Source organism: Mucilaginibacter sp. L196 (genome assembly GCF_009765905.1).
Classification (GTDB): Bacteria; Bacteroidota; Bacteroidia; order Sphingobacteriales; family Sphingobacteriaceae; genus Mucilaginibacter.
In genome coordinates, this window is the sequence record NZ_LMUO01000019.1 from 408,420 (window position 1) to 431,658 (window position 23,239).

The window sequence follows — 23,239 nt, forward strand, 5'->3', positions numbered from 1 at the left end:
TAAAATCCGACTGTATATGAGAAAACAATTCTATTTATTACTGGCTCTTACATTATTGCCCTGGTGTATCAGTAAGGTTAAAGCTCAGGAAGTAATGGAAACAGGAGGCAAACTCATGCCACTGGAGTGGATTGATAAAGATACAGGCCATAAATTGATACGTTTGTCGCGTCGTGAAGGCACTAACAGTAGTTTTTACTTCAACAATCCCTGCTTTCTGCCGTCAAAAGGTGAAGGCGATCTAATGGTTTTTTATGGGAGCACCGATGCTGGAACGCAGCTTTTTGTAATGAATCTCAGCACTATGAAGAGTACGCAGCTAACCAGCCGTTATCATGTATCAGGTGAGATGGTTTGCGCAAAAACGCGCGAAGCTTTTTACCAGTGCGGCGACAGTGTTTTTGCCGTAAACGCCGATACCCGTAACACAAGATTTATCTATACTTTCCCCGCAGGGTTTAACGGACGTGTAAGTACAGTAAATGCCGATGGTACTTATTTGGCATGTGTAATGGCAACCGGCGACCAGGAACGCGAGATATATACAAAATATCCCGAGAAACATGATTATTTTAACCGTATTTATGATGCGCACATAGAACATACCCTTTACGTGATCAATACCAAGACAAGGGAGATGAAAGAGATACACCGGGAAAACGAATGGACTAACCATCTTCTTTTTTCCCCTACCGATCCAAACCTGCTATCATTTTGCCATGAAGGACCCTGGGAAAAAAACGATCGTATATGGAACATCAACATACAAACAGGAGAGGCAAAGCTGATGCATAAACGTACTATGGTGAATGAAATTGCCGGCCATGAGTTTTTTTCTCCACGTGGCCGCCATGAGTGGTTCGACCTGCAAAAACCCAAAGGGCAAACCTTCTTTTTGTCAGCTATCAATATGCATACAGGGAAAGAAGACCGGGTATATCAAATGCAGCGCAATGAGTGGTCGATCCATTTCAACGTAAACAAAGCTGAAAATTTATTCGCAGGCGATGGGGGAGATCCTAAGCAGGTAGCCAAGGCCCCTGATGGCATGTGGATTTATCTGTTCCACCCGGACGGAGATCATTTTGTATCCGAAAAGCTGGTCAATATGAAAAATCATCATTACAAACTGGAGCCTAATGTTCATTTTTCGCCGGATGAAAAGTGGATCATCTTCCGTGCAAACTTTGAAGAGAGCGAGCAGATATATGCGGTTGAAATTGCCAAACACTAACTTTTACAGTTAATATACTATGTATGTCATCAAAAATAACAGCAAAAATATTCGTTGTTTTAGCACTTTGCATGAGTTACCAGGCGTTGTTTGCCCAGATAACCTGGCCCAAAATAACTACACTCAATAAACCATGGGCGCGCTGGTGGTGGGAAGGTAGCGCTGTAAACAAGAAAGGGCTTTCGTGGAATATGAATGAATACCAAAAAGCCGGTATCGGTGGTTTGGAAGTGACGCCGATTTATGGAGTAAAAGGCCACGAAAGCGAGTTCATCCCATATTTATCACCCGAGTGGATGAGTATGTTTCAATTTACGCTTAATGAAGCCAAACGTCTTAATATGGGCATTGATATGGCAAATGCCACCGGCTGGCCATTTGGCGGCCCTTGGGTAACCAACGAAGATGCCAGCAAGGAAATGTTCTGGAAAACTTTTGAAATTAAAGGCGGAACTGAACTGACCGACTCCGTAGTGTTCACTCAGCAGCCATTGGTAAGGGCAGACGGCCAGGAAGTACCTATCACCCAGCTTATCGAGCCGGTAAGCGCGAATAAAAACCTGCAGCTGATGGCGCTTGACCAGGTTCGGTTTGAAAAAAATATCCCACTGAAAGTGTTGATGGCTTATGACAATAATGGCCATGCTGTTAATTTAACGGATAAAGTTGGCGCAGATGATAAGCTGCACTGGACAGCCCCCCAGGGAAGTGACTGGCAGTTGTATGCCATGTTTCAGGGTTGGCATGGCAAAATGGTGGAAAGGGCAGCGCCGGGAGGTGAAGGATATGCTATCGATCATTTTTCAAGAAAAGCCATTGAGGATTACTTGCACCGCTTTAATGAGGCGTTTAAAGGCTATGATGTAAGCGGTATCCGTGCATACTTCAACGATTCCTATGAAGTGGATGATGCCCGTGGGCAGGCCAACACTACACCGGAGTTTTTTGACGAGTTTCAGAAACGCCGCGGGTATGACTTGCGAAACTTTTTACCGGCACTGTTGGGTAAGAGCGATGAAGAAACCAACAAACGGGTAATAACCGACTACAGGGAAACGATATCGGAACTGGTGCTGGATAACTTCACGCGCCCCTGGCATGCCTGGGGGCGTGCGCAGCATAAGCTGATCCGAAACCAGTCCCATGGTTCTCCTGCCAATATTCTCGATCTGTACGCGGCCGTTGATATTCCGGAAACAGAGGGCACCGAGATCCTGCGATTTAAATTTGCGACTTCGGCTGCCGATGTAATGGGCAAACCGCTGGCTTCGTCTGAATCGGCGACATGGTTAAATGATCACTTCCTCTCTTCATTAGGTGACGTTAAACAGGCGATTGATAAGTATTTTATTGGTGGCGTAAACCACATTTTTTACCACGGAATTGCCTACTCGCCGCAAGACGCGGCCTGGCCAGGCTGGTTATTTTACGCCGCGGTCCATTTTTCGCCAACCAATCCCTTCTGGCATGACTTCCCTACGCTGAACAACTATATTGCCCGTTGCCAGTCATTCTTGCAACAGGGAATTTCTGATAATGATGTTCTAATCTATTATCCACTGTATGATAGCTTTTCTGAACCAGGCCGTTCCCTGCTAAAGCATTATGATGGTATGAAACCGGATTTCAAAGGCACCGGTTTTGAGGAAACTTCTTCAAAAATGCTGGAAAAGGGTTATACCTTCGACTTCATTTCTGACAAACAGGTACAGCAAATAAAATTGTCAGGCAATGCTCTGGTTACCGAAGGTGATCGCCATTATAAAACAATTGTATTGCCCGCTTGCAAGGTTATTGATCTTGCTACGCTCGATAAGCTAATTGCACTTGCAAAAGGCGGGGCCAATGTACTTATTTATAAGAAGCTTCCATCAGAAGTTCCGGGTTTAGGCAATTTACAGGACCGTGAAGCAAAATTTAAGCAGCTCATTTCCTCCTTAAACTTTATTGACAAAAATAATGGTGTAAAAGTAGCCAGCATAGGCAAAGGTACTGTGATGATTGGTGATGATATCGATCAGTTGCTATCCGCAGCAAAAACCAGGCGGGAAACGTTAACAGATAATGGATTAGCATTTGTAAGACGGAAAATAGGAACCAAAACACTTTATTTCATTGTCAACAATGGAGATAAAGACTTTGATGGCTGGGTAACAATTAATACAGGTGCGGCTTCTGTAGCAGTTTACGATCCAATGAACCAAAAGGCGGGTCTCGCCGCTATCCGAAAAATCAAGGCAGGAACAAAAGTATATCTTCAACTTCATCAGGGTGAGAGTTGCCTTTTGAGTGCTTCGCCGGTTGCGATTGCAGGTGCAGCTTACACCTATTACAAGGTAGGAGGTGCGGCAGTACCTGTTAAAGGACAATGGAAAATACATTTTATAGATGGCGGTTCGATATTACCACCTCCAGTTCAAATGGAAGACCTCAAATCATGGACCGAGTTTGGCGGAGATGTATATAAGTTCTTTTCGGGAACGGCGAGTTATAATATTGTTTTTGCAAAACCCAAAGGTACCGCGGCGGCATGGCAGCTCCGGTTTCAAAAAGTGCACGAGAACGCCGAGGTGTTCCTGAATGGCAAAAAGCTGGCTACATTGCTGGGGCCTGTATATACCGTTAATATTCCCGTTTCATCTTTACTTGCGCAAAATAAACTTGAAGTTCGTGTAGCTAATTTGATGGCTAACAGAATCATCCAAATGGATAGGGGAAATATCCCTTATAAGGTATTTTACAATACAAACTTTCCGGCGCATTTCCCTGAAAACCGTGGGCCGGACGGATTATTCACCGCTGCTAAATGGAATCCGAAACCTTCAGGAATTGAAGGTTTGGTAGAACTGGTACCTTTGTTAAAACTAAACCCATGATAGATCAATGATGAAGCTAAAATATTTAACAGCACTAATACTAACTGTTGCCTGCGTCTCGGGCATAACGCTTACCGGGCTTGCGCAGCAAAAGCTACCAGGACACCGCAAAATTTTGAAGGCAATGGAATTGGCCAACGATTACTTTATGAAGAAATGGCCTGATCCGGGGCTGGGTGTAACGGTAAAGGGCATAACGCGCACCAGTAATCTGTGGACGCGGGCCGTTTATTACGAAGGACTGATGAGCCTTTACAAGATAGATGCGAAATGGACATTCTATAATTACGCGGTCGACTGGGCGCAAAAGCACCAATGGCAACCCCGCGATAAGGCCAATACAAGAAACGCTGATAATCAGTGTTGCGGCCAAACATATCTTGACCTTTATGTTATTGATAAGAAATCGGAAAGGCTGAGTGGCATTAAGGAATGTATTGATATGATGGTTAACAGCGATAAAAAAGACGACTGGAATTGGGTGGATGCGTTACAAATGGCAATGCCGGTTTTCGCAAAGTTGGGGGCCATAACCAACGATAACCGCTACTATGAAAAAATGTTCGATATTTACAATTACAGTAAAAATGTACATGGTGGTAACGGCTTGTACAACAAAACGGAACATTTGTGGTGGAGGGATAAGGACTTTGTTCCGCCCTATAAGGAACCGAACGGGGCTAGCTGTTACTGGGCGAGGGGAAACGGGTGGGTATTGGCCGCTTTGGTGAAAGTATTGGAAACCATGCCGGAGGATGGCCCCCACAGAGCGGAATATTTGCAAACCTATAAAGAAATGATTGCTGCACTGATTCCGCTACAACGGAAGGATGGATTCTGGAATGTGAGTTTAATGGACTCCACGCATTTTGGAGGTAAGGAACTGACGGGCACCGCATTGTTTACCTACGGTATAGCCTGGGGTATTAATCATAAGATATTGGATGAAAAGACATACCACCCCGTAGTTGCTAAGGCCTGGAATGCTTTGGCAAACGATTGCCTGCATCCTGATGGAATGCTGGGCTATGTGCAGGGGACGGGAAAGGAGCCTAAGGATGGCCAGCCATTAGGTTATGATAAAATTCCTGATTTTGAAGATTATGGATTAGGATGCTTTTTACTGGCGGGAAGCGAAGTTTACAGATTGGCCAAATAGGCTTAAATCTTAACCGGTTTCAGGAACAGTCATCGGTGAAATATGAATTGCTGACAATAGATTAGCGATGATTTGATTTTATAATATAAATTAGTCAGGTAATTACTTCAGCCCGATGAAATCCGAATTATTTTTTGATTTTATTTCTATTGATGAATATGCCGCTACGCCAAAATATCTGCAATTGGTAAATAGCATCGTGCAGGCAGTTGAAGCCGGAAAAATAGCTGCAAATTATCTTCTGCCGTCAATTAATGAATTGAGCTACCATTTGGATATTTCCCGCGACACGGCCGAAAAAGGTTACCGGCATCTTAAGAAACTCGGTTTGATTAGTTCGGTACCCGGCAGGGGATATTTTATTACTAATATCAACTTCATACAGAAGCTCAGAATTTTTCTGTTGTTTAACAAGCTTAGCGCGCATAAAAAAATTATTTACGATGCCTTTGCAGATGCGCTGGGTAATGATGCTGCCATTGATTTTTATGTTTACAATAACGATTTTAAACTCTTTAAAAAGCTGCTCCTTGAGCGCAGGGATGATTATTCGCATTATGTGATTATTCCGCATTTTATTGAAGGGGAGGAAAACGAACACAGCATTATTGAACTGCTCAATACTATCCCGAAGGATAAACTGATCCTGATCGACAAAAAAGTATCCGGGTTAACCGGAGAATACGCTGCCGTATATGAAAATTTTGAAAAAGACATCTATCATGCACTTAACCAGGCCAGGGAACAACTAAGCAACTACCACACCATTAAACTTATTTTTCCCGATAAGAGCTATTATCCTGTACAAATAATTAAAGGTTTCGAGTTGTTTTGCCGTCAATACGCATTTAATCATCAGGTTTTAAATGATGCAGCTTCCGCGCCGATTAGTAAGGGTGAAGTGTTTATCAACTTGTTGGAAGATGACCTGGTGACTTTGCTTGAACGGGTTACTGCTATGGAGCTTGTGCTTGGTAAGGATGTGGGCGTTATATCATACAACGAAACCCGCCTTAAAAAAATTCTGCTTCACGGTATTGCTACAATTTCTACGGATTTTAAATTTATGGGCAGTACTGCTGCAAATATGGTGATGACTAACTCAAAAGAGCATATTGAAAATCCTTTTTACTACATTAAACGTGCCTCACTGTAAACGCGAATTAAAGAATCTTTTAGCCCCGTTTATCTTGTTAAGATAGTATGCCATTGGCAGGCATACATTAATTGTTTAAATAAATTTCACGCATATATTTTTTTCAGATTTTTAATTATCGGGATACTTCAGGATAGCTATACAAGCGGTTTTTTACTAAATTGCAGTACCATTGCGACGTTTAATCGCTAGTAACTGTAAACCATTTTATTTTGCAAAGTCAGTTATGTCCAGGCGCTGAGCACGGATGAGCTGATGTCAGTCAGTTTTATCAATATGAGGAAAAAAAAATGAGCATAAGACTATTGACCATTCTAACAGGTTCTTTATTGTTTTCACTTTTTTGCAGGCAAGCTCATGCACAGCATAAATTCAACGTTGTACATTACTCAACAAAGGACGGATTATCACATAACGGCGTCTTATGTATAATGCGTGATCGCGAGGGGTTTATGTGGTTTGGCACCTTTGATGGCATCAATCGTTTTGACGGGCACAATTTCGTGGTGTACAAAAGTCGGCCAGGCGACCGCTCACCATTAAAAACCAATAAGATCCGTTATATTGTAGAAGATCAGAAAGGTTATTTATGGATTCAAACATTTGATTACCAGATATGCCACTTTGATAAAAAAACGGAGCGTTTTTGTGCTATCGCTGATAGTACAAATAAAAAGTTATTTCCGACCCATGTAATCATAGATCGAGTCATTGTCGATCCTGTTAATGGGGTTTGGTTACTTACCAAAAATCAGGGCATGTATTATGCTTATACTGATACTTACGGTCATCCTGGCGTAGTCTATTTCAGTTCAAACAAAGTTGGTTCTGAAAGCTTAAAGGGCGACTTCGTGAACTTTATTGGCTTTGGCCCCAATAACCGGATATGGGTAGGAACGGATAAAGGTATAAACTGCCTTAAAAGGAATGGCAGTGAAAATATTCCATCATTTACCAACGATGTGACGACTGAACGGCTTTTTCCAATATGCGGATTCTCCAGTGAAACGATGGACGGACAGTGCTTATATTTTGGCACGCAGGACGGACGGCTTTTGAAGTTAGATTACACCAACCGTAAGATAACCACAATACCTGTTACAAATACTCGCCTGAATGACATTTGCAAATCACAAAATGGTATCCTGTATATATCTACAGAAGGAAAAGGTATTTATTTTTTCGATACTGCCCTGCTAAAAGCTGAGCTGATACCGGAGAGCGCTAACAATGCTTACTTGTCTGCAACGGAAGACAAAAGTGGTAATATATGGATTGAACCTAAAGAAAATGGCGTTGTTAGATACAACCGGCAAACAAAAGCCTGGAAGTACTATGAACAACAGCGCGATTTTTCCAGCACAAGCCGTCAGTTTAACGTGGAAACCGATCCGGGAGGAACTGTATGGGTAAGCATGAAAGGGGGTGGTTTCGGGTATTATAATGATGTTGATGACAAGATTGAATATCTGTTTGATAAACCTAACAGCTCCGAACAAAAGTTCTCAAATGTTGTCAATTACTTTTACATTGACAAAAGGGGAGTTATATGGGTAAGCGGAAAAGACGGTGGTGTTAATAAAATAATTTCGTTAGGTGATAAGTTTAAACAGACATCCTTAACAGCAAATTCCGGTAACAGATCTGCGAATGAGGTGAGGGCGATGATGAAAGATCATGAGGGGCGGCTATGGGCTTGTACGAAGGCGGGTGGATTATATGTATTCGATCATACAAAACGGGTGAACGTTTTTGCCAGTGGTGGCAATCAGATTGGGAATGTTTACGATCTTCTGGAGGATACTCGAGGCAATATCTGGCTGGCAACAAAGGGAAACGGGTTGTTTAAAGCTACTCCGAAAGACAAAACAAAAAAAAGCTATATTCTTCAAAATTTCAGGCATAATGTTAATGATATAAACAGCCTGAGTAATGACGATGTTTATTCTGTTATTGAGGACCATAAACACAGGATATGGATCGCGACTTTGGGAGGGGGCCTTAACCTTCTTACCCAATCCGGGAATACTGTTATTTTCAATAACTACAATAACACTTTTCATAACTATCCATACAATTGGGCAAAAGGGGTGAGATATCTTTGCGAAGACAATAGCGGCAATATATGGGCTGCCACCAATTCAGGATTGCTGATAGTTAATGATGATATAAATGGAAGTTTTCGATTTATCTTTTACCAAAAAAAGCCTGGTGATCTATATAGCCTGTCCAACAATAGTGTACAGCATATTTATATGGATCATAAGGGGCGTATGTGGATAGGAACTTTTGGGGGTGGTTTGGATCTTGCCACTATACCGAATGGTGATATTAACAAGGCGAGATTTAAATCCTATACTGTGGATAATGGCTTATCAAATGATGTCGTCCTGAGTTTAACCGGTGATCAAGACGGTAATCTTTGGATAGCAACTGCAGGCGGGTTGTCAAAATTTAATCCCTTAAGCCAGTCATTTCAAAATTATGATTCGTTCGACGGGCTGCCGGATGCACAGTTTTCAGAATCAACTTGTTTCACTGCAAATGACGGAAGCCTATACTTTGGGTGCACTACCGGATACATCTCGTTTAAACCACAGGATATTACCCGCAAGAAGTTAAACGCAAACATGGCATTAACGCATTTGCAACTATATTACAAAGAGGTGTTGCCAGGTGATGAGCACTCGCCTTTAAAATATGCCATAAATGAAACCCGGACACTTACGTTAAGCCATGATCAAAATGTAATTAGTATAGATTACGCAGTGCTCGATTATCGTGCCGAGAAGGAGGCTGCCTATTCTTACAAATTGGCTGGTTTTGACACCGATTGGCATAACGTTAACGATCAGCAAAAAGCAACTTACACAAATATCCCGCCGGGCACCTATACTTTTTATGTTAAAGGCGTTAATAACGAGCTTTTTAGCAATCAACCTGAAAAGAGCCTTCAGATTATTGTTAAACCACCGTATTACTTAACCATATGGGCTAAGATATCTTATGTTATACTGGCAATCATCATCGGGTTGATAGCCAGGAATATCATAGTAACGATGATCAGGCTCCGAAATAAAGTACAGATAGAACGCAAACTGACGGAGATTAAACTGGCTTTTTTTACTAACGTTTCTCATGAACTACGAACACCGTTAACACTTATTGCAGGCCCCTTGCAGGAGCTGGCCGAGGTTGAAGGATTATCGGAAAAAAATGAGCAATATTTTAAAGTAATCAACCGCAATGTAAGCCGGATGATGCGTTTTACCAACCAGTTGCTCGATTTCAGGAAGGTACAAAGTGGAAAAATCCAACTAAAAATAACGGAAAGTGATGTGGTGGCCCTTGCTCATAATGTGGGTGATTGTTTCGCAACAATTGCCGCAGAAAAAAACATTTTATTCGATGTTTCCAGCAATCATCCGGTAATAAAGGCTTGGTTTGATGAGGAAAAACTTGAAATTATACTGTATAATCTGCTCTCAAATGCCTTTAAGTTTTCGCCGTCTGGAAAACTTGTGCATGTTGACATCACTGCTTCTGCAACCGCTGTTGAAGTAAGAGTAGTTGACCAGGGTAAAGGAGTGCCGCCCGAAAAATTAAAAGAGATATTCGAAATATATCACGAAGATAATTATAATAAAGAGAATCACCTGAAAGGAACCGGTATTGGCCTTGCATTGGCTAAAGGTTTAGCGCTGAGTCATAAGGGTAGTTTACATGCTGAACTAAACGAATATGGCGGTTTAACGCTCATTTTAACACTTAAACCCGGATATTTACATTATAATAAGGAAGAGCTGATGTATGCTCATGCAACAGATGCCCCCAACTACGTTCATCCTGATGCCAATGAATTTGATAATTCATTTTTGGATATTAAAACCAATCATTCAACAGAGGTTCCTCTGGTATTAATTGTGGAAGATAACCCGGACCTAAGATCGTTCCTTAGCATGAAACTCGCGGAGAACTATCGCATTCAAATTGCTCAGGATGGGTTGGAAGGATTGGCAATGGCGAGAGAATCATTCCCCGACCTTATTATCAGCGATGTCTTAATGCCGCGAATGGACGGTATACAGATGCTGGATGAGCTAAAAAATGATTCGCTTACCAGCCACGTTCCGCTGATATTGCTTACCGCAAAGTCATCAGTTGAAAGCCGTATTGAGGGCCTGAAATATGGCGCCGACATCTATATGACCAAGCCATTCAATAATAAAGTGCTGATTGCTTCAATTGATAATTTACTCAAATCAAGAAAACGATTATTTGAAAAAATTGCTGGTATAGCTGACAAGGCAGTTTTTACTTATGAACCGGAAAATTTAATCACTACATCAAAGGATGAAGAATTTTTGAAAGATGTTATTAAGCTTGTAGAAGATAAAATGACTGATCCGAATTTTAATATTGATGAAGTAGCGGCTGGCATTGGTATGGGCAGGACCACCTTTTATAAAAAGTTGAAAAGTCTTACTTCTTTAAGCCCTGTCGAATTTGTCCGTGAATTACGGATCAAACGTAGTAAGCAATTGCTTGATACCGGTATGTACACCATCTCAGAGGCCGGTTATATGGCTGGATTTAATAGTCTGGCTTATTTCAGTACTTGCTTCAAGGAGAAATATAAATTATCGCCCTCCGCATATTTAAAAAAAATAAAGGAGACAACCGTGTAACCTTGCGATAGCCACCGGTAGCCAAAAAGTGAGGTTTTTGATGTAAAATCGATGTTTTTCGTCAAAAAATGAAAACTTTTCGTCAATTTTTGAAACCCCTGTTTTCTCTTTTTAATTAGGTTTGCCCTTAACCAATTATGATTCGGGTACCGCGCTGGTGGCACCTGATACAATCTTTTATAAACCAATTAACTAAGTAATTATGAGGAAATACTGTTTCCCTTTTTATCAGGCATATGCTATTGGTATGCCGGTACCCGGTGCGCCGACATTAGACTTGATCAAAAACAAAAGCATTGTTTTGACAAGATATGAACACATTCTATTCTGGATTTTTCAAATCACGAGCAACTATTGATTTATGAAGCACATTTATTTATTATCATTTATTTCTTTCTTTTCATTTGCCGCTTTTGGCCAACAGTTATCCTTTCCGGGGGCAGAAGGTTTCGGCCGGTTTGCCTCTGGCGCCCGTGGTGGTAACGTTTATAAAGTAACCAATCTCAATGATTCTGGCAACGGCTCTTTTCGCGATGCTGTTAGCCAACCCAAGCGCACCGTCATCTTTGATGTTTCGGGAGTGATTAAAATAAACGAAAAGATAAAAGTTGCACCTGATATTACCATTGCCGGACAAACGGCGCCGGGTGCCGGCATTACCGTTTATGGCAATAGTGTTTCTTTTAGCAGTAACAGTATTGTTCGTTATATGCGTTTTCGCGGCAGCGACAACATGCCGCGGGGGGCCTGTGTAGTAGTAGCGGATAGTCTTGATAAATTGATACTGGATCACATTTCGATCGAGTGGGGCCGCTGGGACAATCTTCACATAAAAAACAGTACCAATGTAACCCTGCAATATTGCATGGTGGCTGACGGTATAAACCCGCAGCGGTTTGGCGCACTGCTTGAGAACCCACGGTTTGTTACCATACATCACTGTTTATGGGCCGACAATCAGAGCCGCAACCCGAAAGCTAAGGCGAAGATTGAGTATGTAAACAATGTTATATATAACTGGGGAGTGAGCGGTTTGGTAGGAGGCCACTCGGCTGAAGATCATTACCAGGATATTGCAGGAAACTATTTTATAGCCGGACCAAACTCAAGTAATAATTTTTTGGCCATGTTTACGGCTACTGACCACGTTTATCAACATGATAATATGGTGGACATGAATAAGGACGGAATACTGAATGGCCGTGCCATTACTACCGAAGAGTTTGTAAAAGAAAAAGCCACGCTGCTCAGCCAGCCTACCTTGCTCACAGCAAACGATGTAAAGATCGGTACACCTAAAGATGCTTATAAAATAGTGATCGCACAAGCTGGCGCTTCGTTAAACCGGGATGCGATAGATAACCGTATTCTGGGCTATGTTACCAGCTTAGGTAAAGCTGGTAAGATCATTAACAGTGTGGTTGAAGCTGGTGGTCAGCCAGAGGTGATTGAAGTACGCACCAATCTGAAAGATCAGGATGGAGACGGTGTACCTGACGATTGGGAAATCTCCAACCATCTTAATCCTAATGATCCTGCTGATGCGCAAGCGGTGAACGCGAGTGGTTATAGTAACCTTGAGATTTATTTAAATAGTCTTGTAAAAATGTGATTGTCCGAAGAAAAATACAGGTTCCCGTGTATGGTTGCCGGTAGCCAATGATTATTCCCAATATAATATCCGAAAAGTAAATGTACCCGGAACTGCATAACCAGCACTTCCATAAATCCTTAACCAATTAATTTATTTTATGAGGAATCTTTATCTATTAATTATTGTAATTCTGGCCTGTTTGCCTGGCATAGGCAATGCACAGACCAGGACGGTTACGGGAACCGTAACCGAAAAGGGACTTGGCTCCCTGCCAGGTACAACAGTGCGTATAAAAGGTGGCATTGGCAGTACCCAAACGGACGCCAATGGTAAGTACACGCTTAAACTTCCTGCGACAGGTTCGGTCATACTCGCCTTTAGCTCTGTTGGTTACAAAACCGTAGCGTTAGCGGTGCCCGAGAACTTGGTATTAAATGTACAAATGGAAGCCGTTTCGAACAACCTGGATGAGGTGGTGGCCATTGGTTATGCTACTGTTAAACGTAAAGATGTTACGGGGGCTTCCGTGTCGGTAAGTGCGCAGGACCTGGAACTTGCACCTGTTACTACAGCGGCGCAGGCACTAACAGGTAAAGCGGCAGGCGTAAGTGTAATTACCCAGAGCGGAGCGCCGGGAGCTGCCAGTAACATAGTTATACGTGGCGGTAGTAGTATAACACAAGGTGGTGATCCGCTGTACATTGTTGACGGATTTCAAATGCAGGATGCTCTTCGCGTGATAGATATCAATGATATTGCGACCATCGATATATTGAAGGATGCTTCGGCCACATCAATTTATGGTGCGCGTGGTTCAAATGGTGTAATTCTTATCACAACAAAATCTGCCAAATCCGGCAAAACGGAAATTTCATATAATGGCTACTATGGTTTTGAAACCCTGGGCAAAACACTGCCAATGATGAATGAGCTTGATTACACCAAGTATCAATATGAGTTACAAACCCTTCAGGGGATCCAACCTCAATGGGCCTCTTACTTTGGTGGTGATGTAACCTCACCAACCTTTGGCAGTTCGGTTTACAGTTATATTAACAGCACGTACAATAAGCCGGGAATCGACTGGCAAAAATTGGTTTTCGGTAGCACAGCACCCAGCATGAACCATAATTTTAGTATTTCCAGCGGTACGGATAAAACCTTAATGCTGATTAGCTATAACAATACAGAGGAAGACGGGATACTTTCCAAACATAATTATCTGCGTAACGGTGTGCGTTTAAAATTGAACCATGAAGTTTATAAAAATCTGCATATAGATTTCAACACCAGCTTTCAGGATACACGTGTAGATGGTGGTGGCTCACTGGGTGGTACATTAAAGGAAACACTGTTGCAGCCGCCTACAGGTGGTGTAAGGTATACCGATCAGCAACTTATCAATACAGATGTAAGCCAAAACTTCCAGGCATTGAATTCTCAGTATGATATTTATAACCCAACTATTATGAACAATTCGATCGCCCAAACTACTTTTGATCGTCTGTTCACAGTTAATGGTGGTGTGGAATGGGCAATTACCAAAGATTTTAAATTTCACAGTTTAGGCAGTTACAACTGGGATCAGACCAGGGCCGACTACTTTGACTCTGGGCAAACTATAACAGCCAGAAACGATGGCGGCCCTTATGGTTCCGAAAACACCAGTGAAAACTTCACCTGGCAGATCACAAATACGCTGAACTGGAATCACAACTTCCATAATCATGACATTACTGTATTGGTGGGTCAGGAAACCGATTACTCTCAATCGCAAAATCTTAACAACACCTATTATGATTTTCCGGCCGATAACTTTGGACTTAATAATGTGGGCGAAGCTACCGGAGGTGCAAAAAATACTTATGGTTCTGGCTTAAGCTACAATTCGCTGGCTTCATTCTTTGGGCGTGCGTCCTATAATTATAAAGACAAGTACATTCTTAATGTAACCCTAAGGGCCGATGGTTCCAGTAATTTTGGACCCGATAACAAATGGGGGTACTTCCCGTCTGTAGCTGGTGCATGGCGTATCTCTGATGAAGATTTCATGAAAAATCAGTCTGTTATCAGCGATATGAAACTGCGTGTTGGTTATGGTACCGCAGGTAACGATAATATTGGTGCTTATCATTATACAACAGGTTATGGTGCAAGTACTTATGCCATAAATAATAATTATTTTAATACATTGGTTCCAGGCAATACAGCAGGAAATCCAAATGTTAAATGGGAAAAAACCGCATCTACAAATATCGGTTTGGATATTGGACTGCTAAAGGGCCGTTTTAACCTAACGGTTGATGTTTACAATAACAAGTCAGACAACTTACTGATAGATAATCAGCTTAATCCCGCATCCGGCTATACAAACCAATACCAGAATATTGGCGCCATTGCAAATAAAGGTTTAGAATTTGTCCTTACAAGCAATAACCTCAACAAAGGTGATTTTCGTTGGAAAACCAGCTATAACATGTCCTTCAACCGTTCCAAAGTTTTACAGATATACGGTAATGGTGGTGCTTCTTCTTTTATAAGTGACTATGGTAGCAGGATAGACTTTTTAGTAAAAACGGGTCAGCCGCTAGGGCAGTTTTACGGATACCAATACGCGGGTGTTTACACTACCAACGACTTTACACAGAATGCAAATGGTACTTACACACTTAAACCGGGCATTCCGTATGCAAAATCTGTTAATCCTGCAAACGTTAAACCGGGCGATATCATGTACAAAACAACAGCAGGACAAACCGACGCTAATGGTACCCCGGTATGGTCTACTGCAGACCGTACAATTATTGGAAGTGCAGAACCGAAATTTACCGGTGGTATGACCAATACGTTTAATTATAAGGGTTTTGATTGCACCATATTTGTTGATTTTTCATACGGCAACAAAATATTTAACATGAACGCGCAGCGCTTTATGGGCCCTTATTTGCCAAATGAAAATGTACTTAGTGTAATGAATGGCCGGTATACTTTAATTGATCCTAACACTGGCCAGGTAACTACTAATTTAAGCCGCCTTGCCCAGCTGAATCCGAATCAGAGCAATCCGAACCAGCTTTGGAGTTTGAGCTCGGATAACGTCATTGCGATCAGTGATGCCAATAACTATTATCTTCAGAATGGAAGTTACTTGCGTTTAAGCACGATAACATTAGGATATACGCTTCCTGCAAGATGGGCAAATAAAATAAAGATGAAAAGGGCCCGCCTTTACTGCACGCTTGATAACGTGTACACCTTTACCGGTTATAAAGGGTATGACCCGGAAGTTTCCGCCACTTCGTCATCTTCTACGCTTCTGCAACCTGGTATTGACGATTCAGCCTATCCGCGTGTAAAGAGTGTTGTCTTTGGCCTAAATGTTACATTTTAAATCAGTTATTTAAAAAGTCATGAAAAAGATATTAGTATTAACATCAATAACAGTTATCTCCATATCACTTAATTCTTGCAAAAAGTTTTTGGCAAAACCTTCAGCAACATTATATGATAACGAAACTGTTTTCGAAAATATAGCCCGTGCAGAAGAAGCAGTAGTGGGCTGTTACGCTCAAACCTTTGATACGGAAGAGTATTATCAATTTGGTATGGGAACCGACGAGTGTATGTCAACAGAATCGCCAACCAACAGTAAGAACGAGGTTAGTAACTATGTACTTGACCCCACTTTAGTCCCAACCAATACCTATACGGCCATGTATGCAAGTATTGAACATGCCAATTTAGCAATTGCAGGTATTAAAGGAATGACGGTGGCCGCGGCTGATCAGCCAAGGCTAAATATGCTGCTGGGTGAGGCTTACGCCATCCGCGCGAACGATTATTTGACATTGATCCGTATTTTTGGCGATGTACCTTATAGCACTCAATCAGCAACGGTAACCGGCCAATTCTCCTCATCAAGAACCAGCCGTGACGTAGTTTATGACGGTTGTATTGCAGACCTGCAAACGGCAGTAGGCTTGTTGCCGTGGAAAAGCGCTGGCATGGTGCCTACTCCTGAGCGCTTTACCAAACAATCCGCTTTGGGGATTTTGGCCCGTATGAGCCTGTATGCAGCAGGGTATTCCCTGCGCTGGGATTTGAAAACGTATGCGCAATCATCACTGGTAATTGCTCAACGCTCTGATCCCACTCGTATCAAAGCACTATATCAAATAGCAGCAGATGCTTGCCAGCAAGTAATACAGCATGGAGAGAACAATCTGTTACCAAATTATGCAACTGTATGGCAAGATGTGGATCAGGGGCTTTACGATAATGAGTCAATGCTTGAGTTTGGCCAATGGGGAGCCAATGACAACGGTGCAGCTGTAGGTTATACTAATGGTATTTATATGCACCCAAGTAGTATTTTTGGTAAGAGCCAGCCCGCTATGGCTGCAACGCCAACGTATTATTATGACTTTGCACCTGGTGATACCCGCCGCGACGTAACCATATGCAATTATGGCGTTAATTCCGACAATGGGCATGATATGAATACCTATTCAGGCAATACTATTGGTAAATACAGGGGTAACTGGGGGACTTCAGGAGGCGTTGCAGTTAATAAACGTAATATCGATTGGGTTGAGCTTCGTTATTCTGATATATTACTAATGTATGCAGAAGCGTTAAACGAGTTAAATAACGGGCCGACAGGCGATGCGACAAATGCCTTTCAACAAGTACGCACTCGTGCTTTTGGTGGTAATGCAGCATTGATAGGTACAACACCAACTACTTACCAGGGTTTCCGCAATGCTATTATTTTGGAGCGCAAGCTTGAATTTGGTTTTGAGTCATTGCGCCGTTATGACCTTGAACGTTGGGGCATAATGTTTGAAACACTTACGCAAACAAAACAAAACCTGATAGATATGGCTAACCATGTGAATGCCTATGCTAATATCGATAAATACAGAATTTACAAAAGAACAATTGCCACAGGTTATCCCGACCCGGTAGTAGCAATTTCTTACACCGGATTCGCTACCATGACACCAACAGATTCAACCAATTATGTTAAAGCGGGTTATGTGGTGGTAAATATGTACAATGGCTCAATATTGAATTCACAAGGTGCTTTAAGTGCTAATGCTGCGCTGGTTACCGGTTTATTCCGTGGTTTACAAAAGGATAAGTCAGAAATATTACCAATAGCACAAACCATTATTGATGTTGATCCGGGTTTAAAAGGAGAACAGCAACCAGCATATTAATTATAAATAGAAGTGGGCGGAATGTTTTTCTCTGCTCACTTCTTTCTTCAATATGTTTATTTAGGATTTAATGCATCATAACGTTTATAATAAAATGATAAAATTCCGATTATTACCTGTATTTATTTGGTTGGTAGTTTCAATTGCAAAAGCGGATGAACCCTCATGGGTTAATAAGGTTGGTGCAAAAACTTATCCTTCAGAAAAACGAACAATTGAAGTAAATGAATTCGGCGCAGCCAATGATGGTAAAACTTTAGCCACCGGCGCCATACAAAAAGCAATAGACAAGTGTTTCGCCGCCGGGGGCGGTGTGGTAACATTTAAACCCGGTAAATACCTTACAGGATCTATTTTTATAAAAAGCGGGGTTGTGCTGGATATTCCTAAAAACGTTGAGATTTTAGGCAGTCAGAATCTGGGTGATTATCCGGAAATCGATACGCGTGTTGCAGGCATCGAAATGCGTTGGCCAGCTGCACTAATCAATATCATCGGCCAAAAAAATGCAGCAGTAAGTGGTAATGGAATAATTAACGCACAGGGGAAAGTATTTTGGGATAAATACTGGAATATGCGTAAGGAATATGATCCAAAAGGTTTGCGGTGGATTGTAGATTATGATGCCAAGAGGCCGCGCACATTACTGGTATCCAATTCAAGCGATATTACAATCAGGCAGGTAACCCTGCAACAGGCAGGTTTTTGGACAGTGCAGTTATTGTACTCAAACCAGGTTACCGTTGACGGGATTACTGTACGTAATAATATTGACGGACATGGCCCGAGCACCGATGGTGTTGATATTGATTCGTCTACTTATATACTTGTGCAGAATTGTGATATCGACTGCAATGATGACGATTTCTGTTTGAAAGCAGGACGGGATTGGGATGGTCTGCGCGTGAATAAGCCTACTGAATATATTTTGATTCGCAAATGCATCGCTCGAAAGGGTGGGGGATTGCTTACTTTAGGGAGTGAAACGTCTGGCGGTATAAGGCATGTGCTGGCAACAGATCTCGAAAGCAATGGGACCGGTAATGGATTAAATATCAAATCGGCCACAACAAGGGGTGGTACTATTGAAGATATCCATTTTCAGAACGTTGTGATGAATGGCGTTGGTACTGCGTTTCAATTCACAATGAACTGGAATCCAAGCTACAGTTACTCAAAACTACCCGAAGGATATACCCTTGACAATATTCCGCCACACTGGAAAAAGATGCTCACCAAAGTTGAACCGGTAGAACGTGGAATTCCGCACTTTAAAGATGTATATGTGGATAATGTTAAAGTTACAGGAGCAAAAAAAGCGATTAACGCAATCGGGCTGGATCAGTCAGGATTAAATAATTTTCATTTTAATAATATTACCATTGCGGCTGCGACAGCGGGCGACATTGAATTTGCAAATAACTGGCAATGGAATAATGTTGTTATCTCTACCACAGATAATTCCAAGCTTCAGGTACCAACAGAAGGTAATGCCAGATAAATATTGTCCTTCTTTAGAATATCGGTACGGTCCCTCTTTTTGTAAAACTTGAGCCTTTTGGCTGCTGATATCTTTTCAGAGAAACAAACTAATCTGGTTTTAAAAAAAACATGAAGGAGGTACAGCACATCTCCTAAATAGCTAAAAAATTTTAATAGATCAATGAAAAAAGTCTTCTTTCAAAAATATACACTGCTCCTCTGCAACATTTTATTCATTGTTCCGGCAATTGCACAACATAAAAATAAAATTGACCGTAAGGCATTGGTAGAACGGCATAATGTTATTGTAAACTCAACCAATCCTCTATCTGCCCTGTCATTAGGCAATGGCCGTTTCGCATTTACGGTTGATGTAACCGGATTACAAAGTTTCCCGGAGCATTACGATAAAGGAATCCCCTTAGGGACACAATCTCAATGGGGATGGCACAGCTTCAGGGATACGGCAGGCTATAAATTTGAAGAGGCTTTAAAAAAATATGAATTTAATAATCATAGCGGCACATATGCTGTTCAATGGCATTCGCCGGCACGTAATAAAGATGCATCTGACTGGTTCCGGCAAAATGTACACCGGTTACAACTGGGAGGCCTTGGCTTTGAAATTATTAAAAAAAATGGCTCAGTTGCAACCATTGAAGATATTAAAGATATTCAACAGACGCTTGACCCGTGGACAGGGGAAATCAGAAGCCATTTTACTGTAGAAGGTAATGCCGTTGATGTATGGACGGATGTTCACCAGGAAATGGACCTTGTGGCAGTTGATGTCAGGTCAGCCTTACTCAAAAAAGGACGCTTAAAAGTTACTTTGAGATTTCCATATCCCACTAACGAATTTGCAGACTATGGCGATAATTGGAAAAGTCCGGAAAAACATTCTTCAGGGATCATAAACACCTCAAACAGCGGAGCTCTTGTTTATCACCAGTTAGATACAACCCGGTATTACGTTAAGTTTGGTTGGAAAGGTAATGCTTCAGTTCGCAATACTGCTGTACATCAGTTTCTACTGACACCGGGTTCTGCCAGTGATCACTTTCAGTTCAGCTGCTTGTTCACGGCCCAAAAAGCGCCATTGGCTATACCGGATTTTACCGCTACCCGGTTAAATAACAGGGAACAATGGTCGAAATTTTGGATAAATGGTGGCGCAGTAGATTTTTCGGGCAGCACGGATCCGCGAGCAAATGAACTGGAGCGGCGGATTGTACTTTCGCAATATTTGCTTCGGATTCAGGAGGCTGGCGATTTACCTCCTCAGGAAACAGGGCTTACCTACAATAGCTGGTATGGCAAGCCTCATCTTGAAATGCATTATTGGCACAGCCTTCAATTTGCTTTATGGGGTAGGCCGGAATTACTGGAAAGAAGCATGAACTGGTATTTTCATGTAAAGACCAAAGCTGAAGAAATTGCAAAAAGACAGGGTTATGAAGGCGCACGATGGCAGAAAATGACCGACCCGGACGGAAACGAAAGCCCTTCATCTGTCGGCGCTTTTCTGATTTGGCAAGAGCCGCATTTGATAACATTCGCAGAAGCGGTATATCGCACGCATCATAACCGGGCAATTTTAAATCGTTATAAAAACCTCGTATTTGCAACTGCCGATTTTATGGCATCGTTTCCATTCTTCGATAAAGCGCATGACCGTTACGTTTTAGGCAAAGGTATTATTGCAGCACAGGAGCGATATAATCCGGAGGAGACTTATAACCCAACTTATGAACTGCAGTACTGGTATTGGGCTTTATCCACGGCGCAGCAATGGAGAAAAAGACTCGGACTTGCCCCGAACAAAAAATACGCTGAGATATTAAAGAAACTTTCTGCATTGCCGCAAAAAAATGGGGTATACCTTACCACTGAAAGTTCACCGGACTGTTACAACAACCCACATCTCGAATCTGACCATCCTTCAGTACTTGCTGCTTACGGAATGTTGCCATATAATAAAAGGCTGGATATTGCTGTAATGAAAAAAACATTTGACCTTATATGGAAAACCTGGGACTGGAAGGATACCTGGGGATGGGATTTTCCGATGACGGCAATGGCAGCAACCCGGCTTGGCTTGCCTGATAAGGCTATTGATGCACTTTTTATGCCCATTCAGACCAATACTTATCTGCCAAACGGCCATAACTATCAAGATGCACGATTGCGTATTTATCTTCCTGGAAACGGTGGGCTGCTAACGGCGATGGCACTGATGTGTGCAGGATGGGACGGTTGCAAAACCACTAACCCTGGTTTTCCTAAAAATGGAAAATGGAAGGTTAAATGGGAGAACTTACAAAGGATGTTTTGAACAGGTTAAGAGCACGGCAGGTTAGAATTCACTGATTTTGTTTTCATATGTGCATGTTAAAAATAATGATTTATCGCACTTGCTATTGAACAGTTAAATGAAACCAAATTCACTTTTAGAACACATTAACGTTAGCGAATACTCGTCGACCCCGAAATATTTACAATTGGCTAACTCAATTATAAGGTCTGTTGAAATTGGTGCAGCTAAAAAAAATGCGGTCTTACCATCAATAAATAAAATGAGCTTTCAATTCAATATTGGTCGGGATACGGTCGAAAAAGGGTACCGCCACCTGAAAAACATGGGAGTGATCGCTTCCACTCCCGGGAAGGGTTACTACATCAGTAGTACCGAATTCAAGCAGAAATTAAAAGTGTTTCTTTTGTTCAATAAGTTGAGTGCCAATAAAAAAATTATTTATGATTCTTTGGTTTCAACATTAGGTATAGATGTCAACGTTGACTTTTATATCTATAACAATGACTGGCATTTGTTTAAAAAGCTACTTTTAAATCAAAGAGATAATTATACCCATTACGTTATCATGCCGCATTTTTTTTGCATGGATGAACGTAATTATGAAATTATTGATACAATTCCAAAGGAAAAGCTTTTGCTATTAGATAAGCTGATTCCAGGTTTAGCAGGCGACTATGGCGCTGTTTATGAGAATTCTGAAAAAGATATTTATCATGCACTTGAGCAGGCTGTAAATGAGTTGAGTAAATATGAAAAGCTGAAACTCATTTTTCCCTCAAGGAGTTACTTTCCAAAAGAGATTATCTATGGATTCCGAAAGTTTTGCCAGCAATATGGCTTTTCGTATGATGTTGTCAACGAAATAGAAAACAATTTATTGGAAAAAGGAGATGTTTATATTATATTGATGGAAGATGATTTGGTGAAATTGCTGGAAGAACTAACCACCACGAGGTTACAGGCGGGCTCAGACATTGGGGTTATCTCATATAATGAAACACCAATTAAAAAAATTCTGTTAAACGGTATAACAACCATATCAACCGATTTTCAATATATGGGAAAGGTTGCGGCAAATATGATTCTGAATCAATCAAACTCCAAAATCGAGGCCCCTTTTTATTATAATAAGAGGGCTTCACTTTAATACATTACATAATCAATTTCCTCTTATCCAATTGTTGCCAGCAACCTTAAATCATCCATAAAATGGTTCGAGAAGCGCACAGTCAGGTGTACAAACGGCTCTTACGATATCGTAAAGGTCATTTGTATTCCTCTAAAAACCACAACTATTAATTGCAACATAAATTGCCTGCTTGTAAAGAATGGTGTTTTACCGGTCCGTAATTGCAAAATACGCAACAATCCTCTATGGGCCGTTTTAAATTCGTCCTATAATTTTTACATTCATAAAAATACTGACATGCATTTGTCGCCATCATTTCTTCTTTTTTAAAGCCGCAATTCGGACAGATGAGGATGGACTGTAATTGGATTTTTCCGCTCAT

General features: G+C 41.5%; 12 protein-coding genes. 11 read left to right on the forward strand and 1 reads right to left on the reverse strand.

Going from position 1 to position 23,239, the window contains the following annotated elements:
• Nucleotides 1–16: 16 nt before the first annotated feature.
• The 11 genes from GSQ74_RS18230 to GSQ74_RS18280 all read left to right on the forward strand — a co-directional run bounded on the left by GSQ74_RS18230 (nt 17) and on the right by GSQ74_RS18280 (nt 22,875).
• Entirely contained in the window at nt 17–1,234 is a 1,218-nt protein-coding gene (locus GSQ74_RS18230) for an oligogalacturonate lyase family protein (protein ID WP_158995650.1), read from the forward strand.
• 23 nt (nt 1,235–1,257) lie between these two features.
• Nucleotides 1,258–4,110 carry a glycosyl hydrolase gene (locus tag GSQ74_RS18235; protein ID WP_216846779.1) on the forward strand — a complete coding sequence of 951 codons (2,853 nt, stop codon included), beginning with the start codon at nt 1,258–1,260 and terminating at the stop codon, nt 4,108–4,110.
• A 7-nt stretch (nt 4,111–4,117) separates the two neighbouring features.
• Nucleotides 4,118–5,269 carry a glycoside hydrolase family 88 protein gene (locus GSQ74_RS18240; protein ID WP_158995651.1) on the forward strand — a complete coding sequence of 384 codons (1,152 nt, stop codon included), beginning with the start codon at nt 4,118–4,120 and terminating at the stop codon, nt 5,267–5,269.
• A 115-nt stretch (nt 5,270–5,384) separates the two neighbouring features.
• A complete protein-coding gene (locus GSQ74_RS18245; protein WP_158995652.1) occupies nt 5,385–6,425 on the forward strand; it encodes a GntR family transcriptional regulator in 1,041 nt (346 codons plus the stop codon).
• Nucleotides 6,426–6,715: 290 nt separating this feature from the next.
• Nucleotides 6,716–11,113, forward strand: a complete 4,398-nt coding sequence (locus GSQ74_RS18250; protein ID WP_158995653.1) for a hybrid sensor histidine kinase/response regulator transcription factor — start codon at nt 6,716–6,718, stop codon at nt 11,111–11,113.
• A 361-nt stretch (nt 11,114–11,474) separates the two neighbouring features.
• Nucleotides 11,475–12,725, forward strand: a complete 1,251-nt coding sequence (locus GSQ74_RS18255) for a polysaccharide lyase family 1 protein (RefSeq protein ID WP_158995654.1) — start codon at nt 11,475–11,477, stop codon at nt 12,723–12,725.
• Between the two features lie 139 nt (nt 12,726–12,864).
• The gene (locus GSQ74_RS18260) at nt 12,865–16,098 is read left to right on the forward strand and encodes a TonB-dependent receptor (RefSeq protein WP_158995655.1); all 3,234 of its coding nucleotides are present in this window, start codon (nt 12,865–12,867) and stop codon (nt 16,096–16,098) included.
• A 19-nt stretch (nt 16,099–16,117) separates the two neighbouring features.
• Complete coding sequence (locus tag GSQ74_RS18265) at nt 16,118–17,929, forward strand: RagB/SusD family nutrient uptake outer membrane protein (protein WP_158995656.1); 1,812 nt, start codon at nt 16,118–16,120, stop codon at nt 17,927–17,929.
• 94 nt (nt 17,930–18,023) lie between these two features.
• A complete protein-coding gene (locus GSQ74_RS18270; RefSeq protein ID WP_158995657.1) occupies nt 18,024–19,430 on the forward strand; it encodes a glycoside hydrolase family 28 protein in 1,407 nt (468 codons plus the stop codon).
• A 162-nt stretch (nt 19,431–19,592) separates the two neighbouring features.
• Entirely contained in the window at nt 19,593–21,746 is a 2,154-nt protein-coding gene (locus tag GSQ74_RS18275) for a hypothetical protein (RefSeq protein WP_216846780.1), read from the forward strand.
• Nucleotides 21,747–21,843: 97 nt separating this feature from the next.
• A complete protein-coding gene (locus GSQ74_RS18280) occupies nt 21,844–22,875 on the forward strand; it encodes a substrate-binding domain-containing protein (protein ID WP_158995658.1) in 1,032 nt (343 codons plus the stop codon).
• A 148-nt stretch (nt 22,876–23,023) separates the two neighbouring features.
• Here GSQ74_RS18280 and GSQ74_RS22935 read toward each other — a convergent pair whose 3' ends face one another.
• Entirely contained in the window at nt 23,024–23,239 is a 216-nt protein-coding gene (locus tag GSQ74_RS22935) for a GDCCVxC domain-containing (seleno)protein (protein ID WP_305777733.1), read from the reverse strand.